Origin of the sequence: Brevibacillus sp. WF146 (assembly GCF_001673705.2) — a bacterium.
Lineage (GTDB): Bacteria > Bacillota > Bacilli > Brevibacillales > Brevibacillaceae > Brevibacillus > Brevibacillus thermoruber.
Genome location: NZ_CP109943.1, coordinates 1146519 through 1167068, shown reverse-complemented (window position 1 = coordinate 1167068; position 20550 = coordinate 1146519). Strand labels below are relative to the sequence as shown.

The window sequence follows — 20550 nt, the reverse complement described above, 5'->3', positions numbered from 1 at the left end:
GCCTGATCTGCATCCCTTTCCCCTATTCCCGTCCGGTGTCGTGAAGAGGGATAAAGATCGACTTCTCTTCGTCATAGTGATAGACGTGGGTGAGCTGTTTGGTCGAACTTGTTCGAGAGAAGTCCTCGTTATATGTGTAGGCAGTCAGTTGGTGATAAAGCTTTCCTGTATGTTCCTCGGTATAAATTGTGCCGATCGTCTGATGAAACGGAGGAGGGCCGTTCGCCAACAGATCATATGCCAAGCCGCTCCACACTTCCTTGTACCCCTGCTGCGTGTATGAGAGCAGATGGAAATTGTTCTTCTGCACACCCGAACCGCCAACGCCGGATAGAAACGAAATCATTTGATCACCGGCACCGTGAACCTGTACCCCATACACAGGCTCTTGTTTGGCATACACTTCCTTGTACACACCGTTTTCTTCGGCGTACAGCACAAACCAGCCTTCCAAATGGCTCGTAGTCAGAAAGGCGGCGATTTCGGGGGACTTTCTCGTTCGATTCATGCGCAGCGTAACGAGCGTAACATCCTCTTTGTCGATAAGATCCGGTTGACTAAACTTCTGTTTAAATGAATCGAACGGCCATTCGGGGATGGCGGATGAACGCTCGGCCGCTGCATCGGATGGCTGCTGTTCCGCCTGCTGGCCGGACGTTTGTACACAGCCCACCGCCATCCCCGCGATCACGGCGATGATCAGCCATTTTCCTGCTCGCATCATTGCTTTTCGTTCCTTTCTCGCTTTGCAATGATTGGTGCACTCCATGTTGGGCGGTTTGCCTTCCCCCCGTGTCTTCGCTGCGGTTTCCCTTTACTTCCGCCCCAGGAAGTCGAGCACCAGCCGGTTGAACGCCTCCGGCTGATCCATCGGCGGAATGTGGGCCGACGCCTCCAGCACCGCTTTTTCCGCGCCGGGTATGCGTGCCGCCAGCTCGTCGGCGATCTGCAAAAAGTCCTCGTAGTCTCTGCCGCCGGCAATCACCAGCGTCGGTGCCTGGATCTCTTCCAGCCGGTCTTTCGGCAGCGGTGACAGCCACGCGGGCATTTGCGTCACCGGCGGCAGCGAGTAGGCATGCGCGGTCATCAGCCGGAAGCTCTCCCTCGCTTCCCCCGCCTCCGTGTTGACCGGCTGATCCGGCCCGTCAAACCACATCCGCGCCGTCAACTCCACCGCCTCTTCCCGGGTGCCTGATTCGAACTGCTCCGCCAAGCGGCCGGCATCCCGCTGCCGCCGTTCCGATCGCGGATGGCCGAGCAGACCGAAAGAGACGAGTACGAGCCGCTTCACCATCTCCGGCCAGGCCAGGGCAAACTCCTGGGCCACCGTCCCGCCGAATGACAGGCCGACGACATGGGCCCGTTTCACGCCCAATCCCTCCAGCACGGCGCGGGCATCCCCGTACAGCGTATAGGGGCCCTCCCCGATGGGCGTCCGGCCCATGCCGCGCAGATCAAAGCGGATGACGCGATAGGTTTGGGCAAACACCGCCGCCTGTCTCTCCCACATGCGCGTGTCCAGATTACGTCCGTGAATCAGCAGCAGCGGCTCTCCCGTTCCCTGTGCTTCGTAGTAGAAGCGGGTGCCGTTCGCTTCGATCCATCCGGATTGCGTTACGAGATCGATTTCCATTTTTTATCACCCCGCCACCACTATTACACACATCACCCGGATGTGTCCAGACAATTCACACAACACGCGCACCTCCCCGGAGATTCCGGACGTCACGAGCGGATTGCGATGTGCGCCGAAAAAAAACGGCCCGGCACACGGGAGATGTCCCCGCTGCCGGGCCGGATGCACGCGTCCCGCCGCCGCCATGCGTGCGGTGGAACGGGACTGCGCTTATTCACGGCCGCTCTTCAGTTCGGTCCAGTATCGGTCGTACTCCTGCAGCGTGTCGCCCACGTCGACGAGCCATTCGGCCCGGTCGATGTCCGCTTTGTCCAGGAAGATCATCTTGTTGGAGCGGTACGCTTCGCTGTGCAGCGGGTACGCCTTTTCGTTCGGGTTGCTGTAGCCGATGAACTCGTAGTTTTTCACGCTGACTTCCGGGTCCATCAGGTAGTTGATGAACTTCTCCGCCAGGTCCTTGTGCTTGGCTCCTTTGGGAATGGCCAGCGTGTCCGCCCAGATCGTGGCGCCCTCTTTCGGGATGACGTACGCGACGTCCTTGTTTTGGGCGTTGATAAACGACGCGTCGCCGGACCAGACGGTGCCGATCCACGCTTCTTCGGCGATCATCTTCTGCTTGATGTTGTCCGTGTCAAACGCGATCACGCTGGGCAAAAGGCCCTTCAGATCCTTGAACGCCTTTTCCAGTTCGCCCTTGTCCTTGGTGCTGTTGGAGAAGCCGTTTTTGATCAGCGCCATGCCCAGGACTTCGCGCGGGTCGTTCAGCAGGATCACGCGCCCCTTGTACGCGGGGTTCCACAGGTCCTGCCAGCTCGTGATCGGCTCTTTCACGTACTTCTTGTTGTAGGCGATCCCCGTGATGCCCCAGGTGTACACGATGGAATACTTGCTGCCCGGGTCAAACGGCGGCGTCTGGAACGTGGAGACGATGTTCTTCAGGTTGGGAATGTTCTCCTTGTTCAGCTCTTCCAGCAGGCCGAGCTGGATCATCGTTCCCACCATGTAGTCGGACGGCTGGATCAGGTCGTAGCCGGAAGCGCCCGCCTGGATCTTGGCCAGCATCTCCTCGTTGCTGCCGTACACGTCGTAGTTTACCTTGACGTTGTACTTCTGCTCAAACTCTTTGATCACATCCGGGTTAAAATTGTCGGCCCAACTGTAGATGTTCAGCACCTGCTCCTCCTGCTGCGAAGAGGAGCAGCCGACGGCGGAAAAGGCGAGGGCGGCGGACATTGCGCCGATCAACAGGGACTTCAGCACTTTCATGTGACGATTTCAACCTCCCGTAAACGGATGTTTGGGTCCTGGTTACAACGTAATGGATTTGGAGTCCTTGCGCCGAAGCAGCTCGGCGACGACCACCAGCAGCACCGTGCAGGCGATCAGCAGCGTGGAGAGCGCGTTTACCTCCGGCGACACGCCCCGTTTGACCAGGCCGTAGATGTACAGCGGCAGCGTCGTCGAGTTGGGGCCCGCAACAAAGAACGAGATGATAAAGTCGTCCAGCGAAAGCGTAAAGGACATGAGAAACCCGGCGAGAATGCTGGGCGAGATCAGCGGCAGGGTCACATGGCGCAGCGTCTCCCAGGGCGTAGCGCCCAGATCCTGCGCCGCCTCTTCCAGTTCGCTGCCCATGTCGGCCAGCCGCGCCGCGATGATCACCATCACAAACGGCATGCTGAAGGTGACATGCGCCATCACCAGCGTCGCTTTGCCCAGCTCGATGTGCAGTTGGCTGAACAGCACCAGCAGCGACAGCCCCATCATGATTTCCGGGATGACGATCGGCAGGTAGATCAGGGCATGGACGATGCTGCGCCAGCGGAGCGAGAAGTGCTTCATCGCCAGCGCCGCCGCCGTGCCCAGGAGCGTTGCCAGCACGCTGCTGATCAGCGCGATGGTCACGCTGTTGCCCAGCGCCTCCATCACCTGCCGGTTTTCAAACAAAGAGACGTACCATTTCCACGTGAACCCGCTCCAGACGGCGTTGATGCGCGACTGGTTGAACGAATACAGCATCAGGATGGCGATCGGCAGGTACAAAAAGACCAGCATCGCCCAGGAATAACCGGAAAGCGCTCGGCGCCGCCAGGTGTTCATGCCGCTCCCTCCTTCGCCCCGGCCGCGTTGGCGGCCCGGTAGTAGAGGAAGATCAAAAGCATCGACAAAAGCATCAGGACGATCGAGAGCGCCGAGCCAAACGGCCAGTCGCGGGCGGAGAGGAACTGGTTCTGGATGACGTTGCCGATCAGGGCCGATTTCGCTCCGCCCATCACGTCAGGCACGACGAACATCCCGATGGACGACACGAAGACCAGAATGGAACCGGTGACCACGCCCGACTTGGTCATCGGCAGGGTGACGTGCCAAAAGGCTTTCCACGGCGTCGCGCCCAGGTCGTACGCCGCCTCCAGCTTGCGCCGGTCCATCTGCTCCAGCGAGACGTAGATCGGCAGCACCATGAACGGCAGCAGGGTGTAGACCATCCCCAGCAGCACCGAGCCGGAGTTGTACAAGAGCGGCAGCGGTTCGTCGATCAGGCCGAGCGACTGCAGCACAGTGTTGACCACGCCCTGCGAGCGCAGGATGATCACCCAGGCGTACGAGCGAACGAGAAAATTGATCCAAAACGGAATCATGACCAAGAGCAGCCAGACCTGCTGGGCCGACCGCCGCAAGCGCGAGATGTGGTACGCCAGCGGGTAGCCGCAGACGAGCGAGATGAACGTCGTCAGCACGGAAACGGCCAGCGTGTCCAGGAAGATGTCTCCGTACAGCGGATCGATGATGCGCGCGTAGTTGTCCAGCGTCCCCTGATACACGATCTGGCCGTAAGTGCCGCGCTTCAAAAAGGAAAGGGCGGCGATCATCAGCAGCGGCAGGACGAAGAGCGCCCCCAGCCACATGAGGGCCGGCAGCGCCAAGAGCTTGAGCCGTTTGGTGGTCAGCACCGGAGCGTCACCTCGTCCTCGGGCGCCCATCCGATCGCCACTTGATCGCCCGCTCGCCAGCCGCGGCTGTCGCCGGCGTATTCGTGGGCCAGCACGGTCATGTCCTCATCGTACAGCCGAATGTACAGCTTGCGCAGGTTGCCGAGAAACACCATGTCCGTGATCTGGCCGGTCATGCGGTGCTTATCCGGCTCCACTTCAAGCGGATACAGCCTGATTTTCTCCGGCCGGACGGCAATGCTGGCGTCGCCGCTGCGGAAGATGTTGTTTTCGCCGATAAACGTGGCGACAAACAGGGTGCGCGGATGGTTGTAAATCTCAGCCGGCGAGGCGATCTGCTCGATCCGCCCCTTGTTCATGACCGCGATCCGGTCGGACATGGCCATCGCCTCTTCCTGGTCGTGCGTCACGTAGACAAAGGTAATGCCTAAATTTTTCTGCAAATTTTTCAATTCCAACTGCAGGCTTTTGCGCAGTTGATAGTCCAGCGCCCCCAACGGCTCGTCCAAAAGCAGCACCTTCGGGTTGTTGACGATCGCCCGGGCGATGGCCACCCGCTGCTGCTGCCCGCCGGACAACTGCTTCGGCGTCCGCTTGCGCAGCTCGGCGAGATGCGTGTACTGCAGGACTTCTTCCAGCCGCCGCTGCTGTTCGGCCGCAGGCACTTTCTTCATTTTCAAGCCGAACAGGATGTTCTCTTCCACCGTCATGTGCGGAAACAGGGCGTACTGCTGGAACACCATGTTCATGTCGCGCCTGTAGGGGGGAACGTTGGTCAACGGCTTCCCGTCCAGAAAGATCTCCCCGGCCGTCGGCTCCTCAAAACCGGCGATCATGCGCAGCAGTGTCGTTTTGCCGCAGCCGCTCGGCCCCAGCAGCGTCAGAAATTCCCCTTCAGCGATGGAAAGGGACAGGGGAGGAATCACCACGGAACCGGAAAAGTGCTTTTCAATTGACTCCAGGGCAATGATCGTTTTCATCTGGTCATCTTCTCACCATATGTCAAAATACTCATAACCAATCTAGGTAAATATATCGTGGATGACACGTTTTGTAAACAGGTGGAGACTCCTGTCGATCAAATTTTTCCGAGCGGGTTATGCGGGTTTCGGCGCGATGGTGGCTGGGGCCGGGCGAGGAGCTGTGCGATGCGCGTCCGGTCGCTTTTTCCGCCGCTGTCGACCAAACAGGCTTGGACAACCGTGCGGCGCTGCCTGTATGCTACAAGGAGAATACAGACCGATGATCAGGGGGGCTTTTATACATGTTGGAAGCGTTCAAGCTGTTCGTCACCGTCTACGAACAAAAAAGCTTTTCCCGCGCAGCCGCGCTGCTTCACCTCTCCCAGCCCGGGGTCAGCGTGCACGTGCGGCACATCGAAGCGGAGCTGGGCGCGAAGCTGTTTCACCGCACCCCCAAACAGGTAAAGCCCACCCAGGCGGGTGAGCTGTTTTACCGCAAGGCCAAGCAGATTCTCTCGCTCTACCAGGAGGCGCAGCAGGAGATCCAGCAGCTTCAGGGGACCGTCAGCGGCCTGTTGAAGATCGGCGCCAGCTTTACCATCGGTGAATACCTGCTGCCCAAGCTGCTGGCGGAATACGCCGCCCGCTATCCGTCGGTGGCGGCGGAAGTGACCATCGCCAACACGGAGCAGATCAACCAGGCGGTCCGCGCCAACGAACTGGACGTGGGGCTGGTGGAAGGGGACGTGCCGCCATCCGATCTGCACGTGGAGCCGTTTTACAAGGACGAACTGGTGCTGGTCGCCGCCGTCGATCACCCGCTGACCCGGCTGAGAAGCGTGTCCGTCGACCACCTGCACGATCAGGTGTGGATCTTCCGGGAGAGCGGTTCCGGGACGCGCGCCTACAGCGACAGGCTGATCCGGCAGTGGGAGCTGCGGGTCGCCCATTCGTACGTGTTCAGCAGCAGCCAGGGTGTAAAGGAGGCGGTGGCGGCCGGACTGGGGATCGCCCTGCTCTCCCGGCTGATCGTCGACAAGGAGCTGGCCAGCGACGAACTGGCCGTGATTCCCATGGCCAAACAGCGTTTTTCTCGTGACTTCTGCGTGCTGAAGCCAGCCGGCGAACCGGCCAGCAGGGCGCTGCAGGTGTTTCTCGACAGGGTAAAAACGCTGTAGCCCGATTCTACTGAATGTATGCCAACAGCCGGACCAGCCCGTAACCGAACAGGGAGAGCAGCACGGAGCCGGCCAGTCCGGCGGTCAGGGCCCTGGTCCCGTGACGGCGGAAGGCACCCGGATCCGCATTCAGTCCCAGTCCGGCCATGGCCATTGCCATCAACAGGTACGCCAGCCGCACGAGCCGATCCGCCCAGTCGGCGGGCACGATGCCCAGCGAATGGACGCCGCTTGCCGCCAGGAACCCAAAGAGAAACCAGGGCAGCGTCACCTTTTTCCACCCTTCGCCCTGTTCCTCCCACTCCTGCCGGGCGGCCCACCAGCCGATCAACAGCGCGACGGGAACGAGCAGCGCCACCCGCGTCAGCTTGGCGACCACGGCCACATCGAGCGCAGCGCTGCCCGCCGGGGCTGCCGCCGCCAGCACGTGCGCGATTTCATGCAGCGTCGCCCCGGAAAACAGCCCGTACAATTCGCTGCTCAAGCCCAAAAACGGGTAGACCAGCGTGTAGACGACCGTAAAGCCCGTTCCCAGCAGGGCGACAATCCCCGTACTGACGGCCACTTCTTCCTGCCTGGCGTTGATCTGCGAACCGACTGCCCCGACAGCGGCCGCCCCGCAGATGGCCGTGCCGCAGGCGGTCAGCATGCCGATCCGCGTCTCCACTCCCAACCAGCGGCACAAGCCGTAGACGACCAGCAGTCCGAAGACGATGTCGGCCAGCGCAATGGCCACACTGCCGGCGCCCGCCTGGACGACGTCCCCCAGGTGGAGGCGCATCCCCAAGAGCACAATCCCCGTCCGCAGCAGGATCCTGCCGGAAAAATCGATGCCCGGGACGGCGCCCGCTGTTACTCCCCGCGCCGCGCGCCACGCCATGCCCAACAGGATGGCGATCACCAGCGGGCCGACGATGGAGAGAACGGGCACGCGGGCCAGCACCTGCGCCGTCAGGGCAAGCCCCAGCGTGAGCAGCAGCCCGTGTACGTACTTCCTCATGATGATCGGTCCTCTCTCGGTATGATCTCCTTCTCTACTCTACCGTCGGATGCCGGAAAGGAAAAATACGAATGGTTGATGGCCGCGATTACGTTCGGTTATGGCGGCGGGCGACCGGGTCGAGTTGAAACCGCTTCCATCTCTACCTATAATAGTCTCAAGCTCAACGATGACAGGAGGCAACGACGTGAATACGCTTGCGTACGGACTGCTCGGGCTGGTGGCGCGCACGCCCAGCTCCGGTTATGACTTGATGCTGCAGCTTCAACCGTTTTGGCAGGCCAAGCACAGCCAGATCTACCCCCTGCTGGCCAAAATGGAGCAGGAGGGGTATGTGGAATTTACCCGCGTGCACCAGACGGACCGGCCGGACAAAAAAGTGTATTCGATTACCGAAAAGGGACGCACGGCTCTGCGGGAGTGGCTGGCGGAACCGACTTCGGAGCCGGTGTTTCGCGACGAGCTGTTTCTCAAGTCGTACTGCCTGTGGCTGACAGACGCGGAGTCGGCCCGGCACCTGTTTGCCGAGCGGGAAGCGCACTGCCGGGAGCAGCTGCAAATGTTTGAGACCTTTTTACGAGAGCTGGAGAAGGCCTGCGACGGCCTGCCGCAAGACCCCCGCACTCCCTCCTTTGGCGAATACATTTTGATCCGCCGCGGCATCAGCAGCATGCGCGAGGAAATGGAGTGGTGCCGCTGGGTGATGGACCTTTTGGACAAACCCCGGACCTAACCCACATATGCGCAAAAAACCTCCCGCCGCACAGGCAGGAGGCTCATTCTTGGGTGTTACTTTTTCGTCACCAGTTCCAGATCGACCGGGATGAAGCTGTCCACGTTTTCCCCTTTGGCCACTTTGATCGCCGTTTGCACGGCCGTCTCCCCGATGGCAGCCGGTTTTTGCGCCACGGTTGCCGCCATTTTGCCCTCGTTGACCGCTTTGACAGCATCGTCGGTAGCGTCAAAGCCGACCACCAGGATCTGTTTGCCCGCCGCTTCAATCGCCTGCAGCGCGCCCAGCGCCATCTCGTCGTTGTGGGCGAAGACGGCCTGGATGTCCTTGTTGCCCTGCAGAATGTTTTCCATGACGCTCAACCCTTTGGCGCGGTCAAAGTCAGCCGGCTGCTGGGCCACTACCTTTACGCCGTCCTTGTTGTCGACGGCTTCGTGGAACCCTTTGCCGCGGTCGCGGGCCGCGGAGGTGCCGGCGATGCCCTGCAGCTCGACGATGTTGCCCTTGCCGCCCAGCTTCTCCAGAATGAACTCGCCCGCCATTCTGCCCCCTTTTTCGTTGTCGGAGGCGATGTGGGACACGACCTGTCCGCCTTCCGCCGCGCGGTCGACGGTGATCACCGGAATGTTGGCCTTGTTGGCCGCTTCCACTGCGGTGGTGATGGCGGCGCTGTCCGTCGGGTTGATCAAGATGACGTCCACTTTTTTCTGGATCAGGTCTTCCACGCCGCTGATCTGCTTGGCGGTGTCATCCTGCGCGTCGACGACGATCAGCTTTGCGCCTGCCTCGTCTGCCGCCTTTTCCGCTCCTTCCTTGAGCGTGACAAAGAACGGGTTGTTCAGCGTGGACACGGCCAGACCGATGGTGACCTTGCCGTCTGCCGCAGCGCCGGAGCCGCCTTGGGACGACTGTTCCGGCGCCTTGTTTTCCAGACTGGACGACGTGGAGCAGCCGGCCAGCGCCGCCAGCACGAGGGACGAAGCCAACGCCATCTTCAGAAACGTTTTCATGGGTACCTTCCTCCTAAACGGTAGTTATTTATGGGATTTAGACCGGTCGAGCAATACCGCCACGAGAATGACCGCCCCTTTGACCACCGACTGGTAGAAAGAGGAGACATTGAGCAGATTGAGACCGTTGTCCAACACACCGATGATCATCGCCCCGATCAGGGTGCCGACGATCCAGCCGCGGCCGCCGGCCAGACTGGTTCCGCCCAGCACAACGGCGGCAATCGCATCCAGTTCGTACGCGGTCCCCGCCGTCGGCTGCGCCGAGTTGAGGCGGGAGGCCAGGATGATTCCGCTCAGGGCGGCAAACAGGCCGCTGATCGTGTAGACCCATACCTTCACCCGGGTCGTGCTGATGCCGGACAGCCTGGTCGCTTCCTCGTTGCTGCCGAGCGCGTAGACGTGACGCCCGAACGTCGTGTGGCGCAGGATGAAGTACAGCACGGCAAAGGAGATCAGCATCCAGATGACCGGCATCGGAATCTCCAGGAAAAAGCCTTTCCCCAGCATGGCAAAATCGGGATGCAGGCCGGTGATCGGCTTTCCTTCCGTATAGACCAGCGTCAGCCCGCGAAACACGGTCATCGTCGCCAGCGTGGCGATAAACGGGGCGACTCTTCCCTTGGCGATGATGAGGCCGTTGACGGCTCCCATCGCCATGCCGGCCAGCAGGCCGATCAGGACCGCCAGCGTCGTGTCCATCCCGCCGGCCATCAAGCCGGCCGTAATGGCGCTGGAGAGCGCCAGAATGGAGCCAACGGACAGGTCGATGCCGCCCGTCAGGATGACAAAGGTCATCCCGAACGCGATCAGGGCGTTGATGGAGATCTGCCGCAGCACGTTGAAGATGTTGCTGACGGTCAAAAAGTCGTCGCTGATCACGGACAGTACGATGACAATCAAGGCCAGCCCGAGGAGCGGGCCCATTCGCTGCAATAGGTTAAACCGCATGGGTGTTCGTCCCTCCCGTCGCCGCATGCATGATCAATTCCTGTGTCGCTTCCGCCCGCGAAAACGATCCGGTGATGCGCCCCTCGTGCATGACCAGCACCCGGTCGCTCATCCCCAGCACCTCCGGCAGTTCGGAGGAAATCATCAGGATGGCCACGCCTTCCTGAGCCAGGCGGTTCATGATGTCGTAAATCTCTTTTTTCGCCCCGATGTCGACGCCACGGGTCGGTTCGTCCAGGATCAAAATCTTCGGCTGGGTGGCCAGCCATTTGCCGATCACCACTTTTTGCTGATTGCCGCCGGAGAGCGAGCCGGCCGCCTGTTCCCCGCCGGCTGTCTTGATCAGCAGCCGCCGAATCGTCTCGTCGCTCAACGCCTGCTCCGCCCGCCGGTTCATCACGCCCAGCGACGAGAGCTTCGCCAGATTGGGCAGCGCGATGTTTTCCCGCACCGAGAGCGGCAGTACCAGCCCCTCTTCTTTGCGGTCCTCCGTCACCAGCGCGATCCCCGCCCGGATGGCGTCGATCGGCTGGCTGATGCGGACCGGCTTGCCGTCGACGAAAATTGCGCCGCCGTCGATCCGTTCCGCGCCGAACAGCGCCTTGGCCATCTCGGTGCGCCCTGCGCCCATCAAGCCGGCCACGCCGACAATCTCGCCGCTTCGCACGGAAAAGGAGATGCCGGACAGCTTGCCGCGAACGGTGAGATTCTCCACGCGGAGCCGTTCCTCGCCCGGCTTCACTTCCACCTTTGGGAAGCGATCCGTGATTTCCCGGCCGACCATCATTTTTACCAGTTCATCCAGGCTGGTCTCAGCCGTCCTCACCGTTCCCACGTACCTGCCGTCCCGCAGCACCGTGATCCGGTCGCTGATCTGGAAAATCTCCTCCATGCGGTGGGAAATGTAGATCATGCCCACACCTTTCCGTTTGAGGGCGGCAATCACGTCAAAGAGGGCGTCGATCTCCCGGTTGGTCAGCGCCGCCGTCGGTTCGTCCAGCACCAGGATGTCCGCCTGCATCGACAGCGCTTTGGCAATTTCGATCATCTGCTGCTGCCCGACGGACAGTTCGCTCACCGGCGTCGCCGGGTCCAGGTCGATCGCCAGCTGCTCCAGCCAGCGCTTCGCTTCCGTCCGCATCCGGGACCAGTTGACGAACCCGCTTTTGCCGTAGGTAAACTCGCGGCCGAGAAAGATGTTTTCCATGACGGACAGGTGCGGGATCAGGTTCAGCTCCTGGTGGATGATGGCGATGCCCCGTTTGGCGGCGATGTCGGGGGTCATGTTCTCCTGCGTCTGCCCCTTGACGACAATCGTGCCGCCGTCCCGCTGGTAGATGCCGCCGAGAATTTTCATCAGGGTGGATTTGCCCGCCCCGTTTTCGCCCATCAGCGCCAGCACTTCGCCGTGTTTCAGGTTGAGCTGAACGCCGTCCAGCACCTTTACCCCGGGGAACGACTTGCTGATCTCCTTCATCTCCAACAAGTAGTCACTCATGCGCTCTCCCTCCCTTCGCCTCGCGCTTTAGAAGATGACGCCTGCCTGCAGGATCACGTTGGCGTACGGCGTGCACTCGCCCGTACGGATCACCGCCCTGGCTTCCCTGGTCAACTGCTTGAACGCTTCGTGGCTGACGATGTCCCGTTCGGCGCCGGGCAGTTCCGCTTCCAGCCGCTGGACGGCCTGCGGGTTGACCCGCTGCCATTCCTCCGCGTAGATCACCCGCTCCACCTGCATTTCGAGCAGGACCGCCTTCAGCACGTCAAAGAACGACGGCAGTCCCGGCACCACGGCCAGATCAATGCGCGGAACGAATTCCGGGATCGGCAGGCCGGCGTCGCAGATGACGATCCGGTCCGTGTGTCCCAGCCTGCTGATCAGCGCCGATAGTTCACTGTTGAGAATCCCCTGTTTTTTCATCGCGTCCTCCTACTCTGCGGCAAATTCCCGCACCTGCGCGAGCGTCGGCATGCCTGCGTGCGCCCCCAGCCTGGTGACGGCCAACGCCCCCACCTTGACGGCAAACACCACCGCCGCGGGCACCGTCTCTCCCGCTGCCAGCGCATAGGCAAAACCGGCGTTGAACGCGTCTCCCGCTCCTGTCGTATCGACCACGTCCACCTTGTGGCCGGCAACGCGGCCGAACGTCCCGTCTTCCATCAGATACGCGGCTCCCCGGGCGCCGAGCGTGGTGACGATGGTCCGCACCCCTTTGTCCTGCAGGCGGCGCATCGCATCGGCAAGCTCGGTGCGTTCGTCCGCTTCGGCCAAGAGGTACAGCTCCGTCTCGTTCGGAATCATCACGTCCACATGCCGGAGCAGGTCGTCGGGCAGCGGCCGGGCCGGAGCCGGGTTGAGCACGACCGTCTTGCCGAGCCGTTTGGCCGTCTGCGCCGCGTACTGGACCGTCTCCAGCGGAATTTCCAACTGCAGGAGAACCGCGTCCGCCTGCCCGATCCGTTCCAGGTGCCGGTCGATGTCGGCCGGGGTGCAGTGTCCGTTTGCCCCGGCGACGACGATGATCTGGTTGTCTCCCTGGGACAGCAGGATCGAGGCGACACCGGTGTGGGAGCCGCTCACGGTTTTGACCGCGCTTGTCTCGATGCCTTCCCGCCGCAGGGATTGCAGCAGTTCCGCGCCAAACGGATCGCCGCCGACGGCCCCGATCATCGCCGTCCGCGCTCCCAGCCGGGCAGCGGCCACCGCCTGGTTGGACCCTTTGCCGCCGGGGATGAAATGCACCTGGCTGCCGGACACCGTTTCGCCCATCTGGGGCGGTCGGTCCGCTTCCACCACGATGTCGATGTTCAAACTGCCGATCACGACAATCGAAGGGGTCTTGTTCATGCTTCCGCTCTCCTTTTCGTGGATTCCCGCGCGACGAGGGTGACCTCCAGCTCGTACAGCTTTGCCTCCATCACGCCGGTCTCAATGGTTTCCATCAGGACTTTGGCCGCAAGCGATCCCATCTCGTAAATGGGCTGGGCCACCGTGGACAGCTCCGGCTGGGTCAGCTCGGTCAGGCCGATGCCGTCAAAGCCGATCAGCGCCACGTCCTCCGGCACTCGTACGCCCAGTTGGTACAGCGCTTTCAACGCGCCGACCGCCATCAGGTCGTTGCCGCAGAAAATGCCGTCCACGTCCGGATGCCGCTTCCACAGCTCCTTGACGGCGGCAAATCCGCCATCCACGCGGAAGTGGCCGGGCACCATCAGGCTGGGCGTGTACCAGGGAAAGTGCATCACCGTTTCTTCGTAGCCGAGCAGCCGTTTTTTCGCCGTGATCAGCTCCTGCGGGCCGTAGATGTGGGCGATTTTCCGGCACCCCACGTCCAGCAGGTGGCGGACCGCCAGTTTGGCCCCCTCGTAGTTTTGCGAACGGATTACGCTGCACAACTGCCGAGTGGGCGCCCGGTCGAGCACGACCAGCGGAATGTTGCTGCTCCGCATCTGCTCCACGTCTTCCTGCCCCAGGGTGTTGGAGGCGAAAATGATGCCGTCGACGTACTTTTTGCGGAGCATCTCGATGTAAGACTTTTCCTTCTGCCCCTGGTCGTCGGAGTTGCACAGAATCACCGTGTACCCCTGCGCCTGTGCCGCGTCCTCCACGCCGCGGGCCATCTCGGGAAAAAACGGGTTGGTGATGTCGGGCAGAATCAGGGCGATCGTGCCCGTCTGTTTGCCGGCCAATCCCCGCGCCACCGCATTCGGCTCGTACCTGAGCTGCTCGATGGCTTTGCGCACTTTTTGTTCCGTTTCCTTGTTCACGTAGCCGTTTTGGTTGAGCACCCGGGACACCGTCGCCACGGAGACGCCCGCCAGTCTGGCTACATCGCGAATCGTCGCCATCCATGCTTCACCGTCGTCCTTCGGTATGTAACCGGTTACACATGTTTGGAAAAAAATGAATGATCGGAATCTCCAATCATATGTAACCGGTTTCATGTATTCGCTTACACTATACGCCCGTGCATCGGCGGATGTCAATACTTTTCTGCCGCGCCCGAAACGGACTGGACGACGCGGCCGTCGTTCAAGCAGGGCGACGACGCGGGCCGCAGCTTGTCCGCTCCCTGCCGCGCGAAAAAACGGGAAGCGGGCGTCCGCCGAGACACCCGCTTCCGTTTGCTGTCCACACATACACCTTGCCTATTCGTCGTCGAGAACCAGCGCGAAGACGATCCCCGGTCCGTGCACGCCGATCGTCAAGTCGTTCTCGATGTCGGCCGAACGGCTGGGGCCCGTGATAAAGTGAATGCCCGCCGGCAGCCCGTTCCCGTTCCATGCGGCGATCTCGAGCAGGACCTCGCCCATTCTCGTCTTGATCGCGGATGCCTTCACAATGCCCATGAACGCGGTGGGCAGCAGGCTGATCGAGCGGCCCTGGGACGCCCCGGAGGCGATCACCACCGTCCCGGTATGGGCGATGGCAAAGTCAACGACGGCGATCCCCAGGTCGGTGCCGGCCGCTTTTTCCAACAGGCGCGAGTACCCGCCGCTTTCGCCGGTTTCCTTTTGCCAGACGTGAACCTCGGCCTGCTTCAGGCGGACGTCCACCCGCATCTCCTCCAACAGCGGATGATCGGATCGGATCACCTGCTTCACGTTCGTCTCGGCCGCAAACGCCTCGAGAAATTCCCCGAGGGCAGCAGCGTCCGGGAAACGCTTGGCAATCCCGCCCAGGCTCTCCCAGTTTTTCATGAACAGCGCCATGTTTTCCTCCCTGTCCAGGGCATAGCCGTTCCAAAAATCGGGCGCTCCCTTCACCGTGCGCTGCGGCGGCGCGGTGAGCCGCGGCCGTCCCAGGCGTCCTGCGATCCGCTCGAAGAACACCTGTTCCTTTTCCAGGGACTCGCGGTGCAGCCGATCGATTTCCTCCTCACGGCCGTTTGGGGAAAGGTTGCGGTTCATGGGCGTTCCTCCTTTGCTCGAGCTGATCCTGCAGCCGTTTGCGGATCTCTTCGCTCATCTCCGTCCTTTCGTCATGCAGCTCCTGTTCCAGGGCGGACCAGCGCTCGCGGAAAGACTGCTCGGCCAAACCCGGCAGCACCCGCCCCGCGTTCCATCCCTTGAACGGGCCCCACTTGGCGCGGATCACGCCGTTTCGCAGAAGCGCCGCCTGTCCGATCCGCCCCAGCTTGATCGTTCGCCGAAACGCGTGGTGACTGGAGGCTGCCAATCGAAACGCCTTCATCCCCAGCCTTTCCGCGGGGGCGGTCAGGCCGCTCTCCACATTTCTTCTCCGGATGTAGACCAGCATGTCGTGCAGGGGAATTTTGACCGGACACGCTTCATAGCAGGCGCCGCAGAGACTGGAGGCGTTCGCCACCTCTCCCCACTTTGCCCGGTCTTCGTTCAGCACAGGCGTAAGCACGGCGCCGATCGGCCCGCTGTACACCCAGCCGTAGGCGTGGCCGCCCACGTGCCGGTAGACCGGGCAGGCGTTGAGGCAGGCGCCGCAGCGGATGCAGTTGAGCACTTCCTGAAACTCCGGGTCGCCCAGTTGGCGGGACCTCCCGTTGTCGATGATGATGACGTGCAGCTCTTCCGGCCCGTCGCCGTCTTCGCTGCGCCGCGGACCGGTAATGGCGGACATGTACACGGTCAGTTTCTGTCCGGTGGCGGAGCGGGGCAAAAGCGTCGCCATCACTTCGAGATCCTCCCAGGAGGGGATGATTCGCTCCATCCCCATGAAGGTGATTTGCGTCTTGGGCACGGTGCTGACCATTCTGCCGTTCCCTTCGTTGGAAAACAGCACGATGGAACCGCTTTCAGCAATGGCGAAGTTGCAGCCGGTCATGCCGATGTCGGCCGCGAGGAACTTTTCCCTCAACTTGGCGCGGGCAAATCCGGCCAGAAACGCCGTTTCCGCCGGCAGGGAGGTTCCCGCCACCTGGGAAAAGAGCTGCGCCACCTGGCTCTTGTTCTTGTGGATCGCCGGAATGATGATGTGGGACGGCGTTTCCCCGGCAAGCTGGATGATGTACTCCCCCAGATCGGTCTCCACCGCTTCGATCCCGTTCTCCTCCAGCGCCTGGTTGATGTGCAGTTCTTCGGACACCATCGACTTGGACTTCACCACCGATTTCGCCTGTTTCGCCCTGGCGATGCGCATGGTGATGTCGACCGCTTCCCTGGCGTCCGCCGCGAAGTGAACGTACCCGCCCGCCGCCCTGAGGTTTGCGACAAATTGGCTCAGGTAGTAATCCAGATGGGCGATCGTGTGCAGCCTGATCTCCCGCCCGCGTTCGCGCCAGGCTTCCCAGTTGCCCAGTTCCTCCGCCGCCGTCTGCTTGCCTGTGCGCAGCTTCTCGGTGGTAAACTTGACGGCATTTCGCAGAAACTGGTCGCGCAGCGCGATTTTCGCCCGTTCCTTCAAGGTATCGGCCGTATGATATCCGCTCATCGTCTGCTGCTCACCCCTTCGTACAAGAGTTCCGCCAGATGCATCACCCGCACGTGTTTGCCTTCGTGCGTCAATCGTCCCCCGATGTTCATCAGGCAGCCCATGTCCGTTCCGACCAGGACCTCGGCCTCCGTCTCCAGCACGTGCTCCGCCTTTTCCGCCGCCATCGCAAGCGAAATGTCGGGGAGCTTGACCGAAAACGTCCCGCCGAATCCGCAGCAGTCTTCGGCATAGGGCAGCGGAACGAGCCGAAGCCCCACCACCTTGGACAGCAGGGAAATCGGTTCGTCCTTGACGCCGAGCAGACGGCTTCCGTGACAGGACGGATGATACGTGACCGTGTGCGGAAACGACGCCCCCAGATCGGTCACCCCCAGGACGTTGACAAAAAACTGCGAAAATTCATGTGTCTTTTCGATCAGCGCTTCCGCCTTTTGCAAATAGACCGGGTCGTCTTGAAACAGCGCGGGATAGTGATGGTGAATCATCCCCACACAGGAGCCGGACGGGGCGATCACGAAGTCGCTGTCTTCGAACGCGTCGATGATGGTCTTGGCCGCATCTCGGGCCGCGTCCCAGTACCCGCTGTTGAACGCGGGCTGGCCGCAGCAGGTCTGCACGTCGGGAAAGCGGAGCCGGATGCCGTACCTGGCGCACAGGCGGGCCACCGCTTCTCCCACGCGGGGATAGACGGCATCAGACAAACAGGTGACAAAGAGCGAGACGTTCATCCATGCTTCTCCTCCAGTTCGTCGGTTGGGTTTGCCTGACCGTTAAATACGTCAGGTTATCTGATGAATTTACACCAGACTATCATAATTCAGGAAAAAAGTGTAGAGTGGAATTATCACTGCCATGGAGGTACCCGGATGTTTCTGCATAAAAAAAACTATGAAATCATCGCCGAGGAATTGCAGCGGATCATTGAATCCGGCCTGCTCAAGCCCGGTGACAAACTGGATACGATAGAAAATCTGGCCAAGCAGTACCACGTCAGCCGCTCCACCATCCGCGAGGCGTTGAGCCACCTCAAGGCGCTGGGGCTGATCGAGTCGCGGCAGGGCGGCGGGACGTTTGTCAAAAGCCCCCCGTTCCAATCGGCGGAGACGATGCTGCACCTGAATAACCCGCAGGTGGAACTGCTGCAGATCATGCAGGTGCGCAAGATTCTGGAGATCGGGTGCGTGGAACTGGCCGCCGCCAACCGCACGGACGAGAACATCGAAGAGCTGGAGCGGATTCTCAAGCAGATGAAAGAAGCGCTGGGAAACGAAGAGATCAGCCACCTCTACGACGTCAACTTCCACCTGGCCATCGCCCGCAGCACGCAGAACCCGATCCTGCAGTCGCTGATGGAGAACTTTGCGTCTTCCCTGTTTCGCACGATGCAGGACATACGAAAGCTGTGGCTGCATACCGAGTCGGCCATGAAACTGTACGAGGAACACAAACTGCTGGTGGAAGCGATCAAAAATCGCGACGCCAAACGGGGGATGGAGCTGATGACCAAACACCTGCAGCGGTCCGAACTGCCCCTGACCAAGGAAAGCAAATGAACAGCGAGCCCTCAGCTCCGCCCCTTTTCCGGACGGGCGGGGGCTCGTGCCGCATTCTGCAGCGATCGACCAATCAAAAGATTCAAAAAATTGTCTTGAATCTTTTCTTCCAGCTTTTTATAATCGAGGTAATCCGCTGACAAAATTCATCAGATGACCTTACCATATGATGAATTTTGTCACTCGCGTTCATGTCCACCGGAAAGGAGGGCGCTGCCGGTCATTCGCCTTGACGTTATTGCAAACGCTTTCTTTGGTTCGTATGCTGTTCGCTCGTGACGGAACGGACTGCTCTACCGCCCATTCATCAGGTGACCTTATCACATGATCCGTTCCCTGCGCTGAACTCATGTTGAAACGGGGGTTTTTTCCATGACGTGGACACAAGCAGTCGCTCCCCTCGGAGGGAGTATGGCTCTCTCGGCCCTGGCGGCACTCGTCCCGATTCTGTACTTCTTTTGGGCCTTGGCGATCAAACGCATGAAAGGGCACGTGGCCGGCATCACCACGCTGTTCCTGGCCGTGCTCGTCGCTGTTTTGGCCTACGGCATGCCGGTCCGGATGGCTGTCATGTCGTCGGTTCAGGGAGCCGTTTACGGCCTCCTGCCGATCGGCTGGATCATCATTTCCGCCGTGTTTTTGTACAAGCTGACCGTGAAGACGGGCCAGTTTGATTTGATCCGCGCCTCTGTCGTGTCGATTACGGAAGACCGTCGTCTGCAGGTGCTCCTGATCGCCTTTTCGTTCGGCGCGTTTCTGGAGGGGGCGGCCGGCTTTGGCGCGCCGGTGGCCATCACGGCCGCACTGCTGGTCGGTCTGGGCTTTCATCCGCTCTACGCGGCCGGCCTCTGTCTGATTGCCAACACCGCTCCGGTCGCATTTGGCGCGATCGGCATTCCCATCCTCGCCGTGGAGGGGCCGACCGGCGTGCCCGCGATGGAGATTTCCAAGATGGTCGGGCGGCAGCTTCCGTTCCTCTCCGCCTTTGTGCCGTTTTACCTGATCGTCATCATGGCGGGGGTCAAAAAAGCGGTGGAGATCCTGCCGGCGATTCTGGTCTCCGGCGTCTCGTTTGCGCTTACCCAGTACCTCACCTCCAACTTCATGGGACCGGAGCTTCCGGACATCCTGTCCGCGCTCGTCTCCATCGTCGCGCTGGCGCTCTTTTTGAAAGTCTGGAAGCCCAAGCAGGTGTTTCGCTTTTCCGCCGAGCAGGCCTCCTTCGAGCTGGCCGCCGCTGCCGCTTCATCCGGCCATGTCGGCCCGAGGCATTCCTCTTTCCAGGTATTCAGGGCGTGGTCGCCGTTTGTCGTGCTCACCGTCTTCATCTTTCTCTGGGGGCTTCCCCCTGTCAAAAAGGCCCTGCTCGGCGCTTACGAGGGGAGCAATCCCCTGCTGAACCTGCTCAATCCGCTCGGGAAGTGGCTTACCTTTGCCCCGGAGGTCCCCGGCCTGCACAAGCTGATCATCGACACAACCGGCAAGCCGATTGCCGCCGTGTTCAAACTGGAACTGTTGGCGGCCGCCGGCACGTCGATCCTGGTCGCCGCCGTCGTGACCAAGTTCATCGTCGGGATTTCCTGGAAGGACTGGCTTTCCACCTTCGCCGAAACGCTACACGAACTGCGGTTCCCGATCGTAACCATCGCCTCGGTTGTCGCTTTTGCTTACGTGGCCAATGCGTCCGGCATGAGCACGACACTGGGAACCCTGCTGGCTTCCACCGGCGTGCTGTTCCCATTCTTCGCGCCATTCCTCGGGTGGCTCGGCGTGTTCATCACCGGTTCCGACACTTCGTCCAACCTGCTGTTCGGACATTTGCAGAAAGTGACCGCCACGCAGTTGGGAATCGATCCCGTTCTGGCGATCGCTGCCAACACCAGCGGCGGCGTCACCGGCAAGATGATCTCGCCGCAATCGATCGCGGTCGCCTGTGCCGCCGTCGGGTTGGCCGGAAAAGAGGCCGATCTCGTCCGTTTTACGCTGAAGCACAGCCTCATCCTGGTGGTGCTGGTCGGCGTGATCACTTTCCTGCAGTCCAATGTCCTGTCGTGGATGATTCCGTGAAGCGCTCCCGTCGCCGATGGGCTGGGCATTTGGCATGAAAAAAGAGCGAAGCAGACCGCGCTGCTTCGCTCTCTTGTGTTCCGCTGACCGCTCGCGAAAG

Annotated in this window: 21 protein-coding genes; 4 read left to right on the top strand and 17 right to left on the bottom strand. The window is 61.0% G+C overall.

Features of this window, described 5'->3' with window-relative positions; genetic code table 11:
* Positions 1 to 22: 22 nt before the first annotated feature.
* The 6 genes from A6764_RS05675 to A6764_RS05650 all read right to left on the bottom strand — a co-directional run bounded on the left by A6764_RS05675 (position 23) and on the right by A6764_RS05650 (position 5567).
* A complete protein-coding gene (locus tag A6764_RS05675) occupies positions 23 to 724 on the bottom strand; it encodes a hypothetical protein (RefSeq protein WP_065067104.1) in 702 nt (233 codons plus the stop codon).
* A 90-nt stretch (positions 725 to 814) separates the two neighbouring features.
* Entirely contained in the window at positions 815 to 1633 is an 819-nt protein-coding gene (locus tag A6764_RS05670) for an alpha/beta fold hydrolase (protein ID WP_065067105.1), read from the bottom strand.
* 213 nt (positions 1634 to 1846) lie between these two features.
* Complete coding sequence (locus A6764_RS05665; protein WP_065067106.1) at positions 1847 to 2902, bottom strand: ABC transporter substrate-binding protein; 1056 nt, start codon at positions 2900 to 2902, stop codon at positions 1847 to 1849.
* A 42-nt stretch (positions 2903 to 2944) separates the two neighbouring features.
* The gene (locus tag A6764_RS05660; RefSeq protein ID WP_065067107.1) at positions 2945 to 3736 is read right to left on the bottom strand and encodes an ABC transporter permease; all 792 of its coding nucleotides are present in this window, start codon (positions 3734 to 3736) and stop codon (positions 2945 to 2947) included.
* Positions 3733 to 4542 carry an ABC transporter permease gene (locus tag A6764_RS05655; RefSeq protein ID WP_255309675.1) on the bottom strand — a complete coding sequence of 270 codons (810 nt, stop codon included), beginning with the start codon at positions 4540 to 4542 and terminating at the stop codon, positions 3733 to 3735. The genes A6764_RS05660 and A6764_RS05655 overlap by 4 nt, the downstream gene beginning before the upstream one ends.
* A 38-nt stretch (positions 4543 to 4580) precedes the next feature.
* Positions 4581 to 5567 carry an ABC transporter ATP-binding protein gene (locus A6764_RS05650; RefSeq protein ID WP_029098530.1) on the bottom strand — a complete coding sequence of 329 codons (987 nt, stop codon included), beginning with the start codon at positions 5565 to 5567 and terminating at the stop codon, positions 4581 to 4583.
* Positions 5568 to 5851: 284 nt separating this feature from the next.
* Here A6764_RS05650 and A6764_RS05645 point away from each other — a divergent pair, with 284 nt between their 5' ends.
* Positions 5852 to 6727 (top strand): LysR family transcriptional regulator, encoded by an 876-nt coding sequence (locus A6764_RS05645; RefSeq protein WP_065067108.1) that lies wholly within the window; start codon positions 5852 to 5854, stop codon positions 6725 to 6727.
* A gap of 7 nt (positions 6728 to 6734) precedes the next feature.
* Here the strand turns inward: A6764_RS05645 and A6764_RS05640 are convergent, their stop codons facing one another.
* Positions 6735 to 7727: a YeiH family protein gene (locus A6764_RS05640; protein WP_065067109.1), complete on the bottom strand. Its 993-nt coding sequence runs from the start codon at positions 7725 to 7727 to the stop codon at positions 6735 to 6737.
* A gap of 187 nt (positions 7728 to 7914) precedes the next feature.
* Here A6764_RS05640 and A6764_RS05635 point away from each other — a divergent pair, with 187 nt between their 5' ends.
* On the top strand, positions 7915 to 8460 hold the full coding sequence (locus tag A6764_RS05635) for a PadR family transcriptional regulator (RefSeq protein ID WP_029098527.1): 546 nt from the start codon (positions 7915 to 7917) through the stop codon (positions 8458 to 8460).
* A 56-nt stretch (positions 8461 to 8516) separates the two neighbouring features.
* Here A6764_RS05635 and rbsB read toward each other — a convergent pair whose 3' ends face one another.
* The 10 genes from rbsB to A6764_RS05585 all read right to left on the bottom strand — a co-directional run bounded on the left by rbsB (position 8517) and on the right by A6764_RS05585 (position 17558).
* Positions 8517 to 9470 carry a ribose ABC transporter substrate-binding protein RbsB gene (rbsB, locus tag A6764_RS05630; protein ID WP_065067110.1) on the bottom strand — a complete coding sequence of 318 codons (954 nt, stop codon included), beginning with the start codon at positions 9468 to 9470 and terminating at the stop codon, positions 8517 to 8519.
* Between the two features lie 24 nt (positions 9471 to 9494).
* Positions 9495 to 10421 carry an ABC transporter permease gene (locus tag A6764_RS05625; protein WP_029098525.1) on the bottom strand — a complete coding sequence of 309 codons (927 nt, stop codon included), beginning with the start codon at positions 10419 to 10421 and terminating at the stop codon, positions 9495 to 9497.
* Positions 10411 to 11919, bottom strand: a complete 1509-nt coding sequence (locus tag A6764_RS05620; protein WP_065067112.1) for a sugar ABC transporter ATP-binding protein — start codon at positions 11917 to 11919, stop codon at positions 10411 to 10413. The genes A6764_RS05625 and A6764_RS05620 overlap by 11 nt, the downstream gene beginning before the upstream one ends.
* 27 nt (positions 11920 to 11946) lie before the next feature.
* Positions 11947 to 12342, bottom strand: coding sequence for a D-ribose pyranase (rbsD, locus tag A6764_RS05615; RefSeq protein ID WP_044897317.1), 396 nt, complete (start codon positions 12340 to 12342; stop codon positions 11947 to 11949).
* A 9-nt stretch (positions 12343 to 12351) separates the two neighbouring features.
* Positions 12352 to 13269, bottom strand: coding sequence for a ribokinase (rbsK, locus tag A6764_RS05610; RefSeq protein ID WP_065067113.1), 918 nt, complete (start codon positions 13267 to 13269; stop codon positions 12352 to 12354).
* Positions 13266 to 14270, bottom strand: a complete 1005-nt coding sequence (locus A6764_RS05605; RefSeq protein WP_029098521.1) for a LacI family DNA-binding transcriptional regulator — start codon at positions 14268 to 14270, stop codon at positions 13266 to 13268. Before A6764_RS05605 ends, rbsK begins: the two co-directional genes overlap by 4 nt.
* A 134-nt stretch (positions 14271 to 14404) precedes the next feature.
* Complete coding sequence (locus tag A6764_RS05600; protein ID WP_264622442.1) at positions 14405 to 14557, bottom strand: hypothetical protein; 153 nt, start codon at positions 14555 to 14557, stop codon at positions 14405 to 14407.
* Between the two features lie 13 nt (positions 14558 to 14570).
* Positions 14571 to 15332, bottom strand: a complete 762-nt coding sequence (locus A6764_RS05595) for a LutC/YkgG family protein (RefSeq protein ID WP_065067114.1) — start codon at positions 15330 to 15332, stop codon at positions 14571 to 14573.
* On the bottom strand, positions 15301 to 16827 hold the full coding sequence (locus A6764_RS05590) for a LutB/LldF family L-lactate oxidation iron-sulfur protein (RefSeq protein WP_065067115.1): 1527 nt from the start codon (positions 16825 to 16827) through the stop codon (positions 15301 to 15303). The genes A6764_RS05595 and A6764_RS05590 overlap by 32 nt, the downstream gene beginning before the upstream one ends.
* Positions 16824 to 17558 carry a (Fe-S)-binding protein gene (locus A6764_RS05585; protein WP_065067116.1) on the bottom strand — a complete coding sequence of 245 codons (735 nt, stop codon included), beginning with the start codon at positions 17556 to 17558 and terminating at the stop codon, positions 16824 to 16826. The genes A6764_RS05590 and A6764_RS05585 overlap by 4 nt, the downstream gene beginning before the upstream one ends.
* Before the next feature lie 138 nt (positions 17559 to 17696).
* Between A6764_RS05585 and A6764_RS05580 the strand changes: the two genes are divergently transcribed.
* Together A6764_RS05580 and A6764_RS05575 are read left to right on the top strand one after the other, a co-directional pair.
* Complete coding sequence (locus A6764_RS05580; RefSeq protein ID WP_065067117.1) at positions 17697 to 18383, top strand: FadR/GntR family transcriptional regulator; 687 nt, start codon at positions 17697 to 17699, stop codon at positions 18381 to 18383.
* Between the two features lie 372 nt (positions 18384 to 18755).
* A complete protein-coding gene (locus A6764_RS05575; RefSeq protein ID WP_065067118.1) occupies positions 18756 to 20450 on the top strand; it encodes an L-lactate permease in 1695 nt (564 codons plus the stop codon).
* Positions 20451 to 20550 lie beyond the last annotated feature (100 nt).

Excerpts from the sequence above, each read along its gene's own strand:
- A6764_RS05675 (WP_065067104.1), bottom strand. The coding sequence starts at position 724 with ATGATGCGAGCAGGAAAATGGCTGATCATCGCCGTGATCGCGGGGATG.
- A6764_RS05670 (WP_065067105.1), bottom strand. The coding sequence starts at position 1,633 with ATGGAAATCGATCTCGTAACGCAATCCGGATGGATCGAAGCGAACGGC.
- A6764_RS05665 (WP_065067106.1), bottom strand. The coding sequence starts at position 2,902 with ATGAAAGTGCTGAAGTCCCTGTTGATCGGCGCAATGTCCGCCGCCCTC.
- A6764_RS05660 (WP_065067107.1), bottom strand. The coding sequence starts at position 3,736 with ATGAACACCTGGCGGCGCCGAGCGCTTTCCGGTTATTCCTGGGCGATG.
- A6764_RS05655 (WP_255309675.1), bottom strand. The coding sequence starts at position 4,542 with ATGTGGCTGGGGGCGCTCTTCGTCCTGCCGCTGCTGATGATCGCCGCC.
- A6764_RS05650 (WP_029098530.1), bottom strand. The coding sequence starts at position 5,567 with ATGAAAACGATCATTGCCCTGGAGTCAATTGAAAAGCACTTTTCCGGT.
- A6764_RS05645 (WP_065067108.1), top strand. The coding sequence starts at position 5,852 with ATGTTGGAAGCGTTCAAGCTGTTCGTCACCGTCTACGAACAAAAAAGC.
- A6764_RS05640 (WP_065067109.1), bottom strand. The coding sequence starts at position 7,727 with ATGAGGAAGTACGTACACGGGCTGCTGCTCACGCTGGGGCTTGCCCTG.
- rbsB (WP_065067110.1), bottom strand. The coding sequence starts at position 9,470 with ATGAAAACGTTTCTGAAGATGGCGTTGGCTTCGTCCCTCGTGCTGGCG.
- A6764_RS05625 (WP_029098525.1), bottom strand. The coding sequence starts at position 10,421 with ATGCGGTTTAACCTATTGCAGCGAATGGGCCCGCTCCTCGGGCTGGCC.
- A6764_RS05620 (WP_065067112.1), bottom strand. The coding sequence starts at position 11,919 with ATGAGTGACTACTTGTTGGAGATGAAGGAGATCAGCAAGTCGTTCCCC.
- rbsD (WP_044897317.1), bottom strand. The coding sequence starts at position 12,342 with ATGAAAAAACAGGGGATTCTCAACAGTGAACTATCGGCGCTGATCAGC.
- rbsK (WP_065067113.1), bottom strand. The coding sequence starts at position 13,269 with ATGAACAAGACCCCTTCGATTGTCGTGATCGGCAGTTTGAACATCGAC.
- A6764_RS05605 (WP_029098521.1), bottom strand. The coding sequence starts at position 14,270 with ATGGCGACGATTCGCGATGTAGCCAGACTGGCGGGCGTCTCCGTGGCG.
- A6764_RS05595 (WP_065067114.1), bottom strand. The coding sequence starts at position 15,332 with ATGAACCGCAACCTTTCCCCAAACGGCCGTGAGGAGGAAATCGATCGG.
- A6764_RS05590 (WP_065067115.1), bottom strand. The coding sequence starts at position 16,827 with ATGAGCGGATATCATACGGCCGATACCTTGAAGGAACGGGCGAAAATC.
- A6764_RS05585 (WP_065067116.1), bottom strand. The coding sequence starts at position 17,558 with ATGAACGTCTCGCTCTTTGTCACCTGTTTGTCTGATGCCGTCTATCCC.
- A6764_RS05580 (WP_065067117.1), top strand. The coding sequence starts at position 17,697 with ATGTTTCTGCATAAAAAAAACTATGAAATCATCGCCGAGGAATTGCAG.
- A6764_RS05575 (WP_065067118.1), top strand. The coding sequence starts at position 18,756 with ATGACGTGGACACAAGCAGTCGCTCCCCTCGGAGGGAGTATGGCTCTC.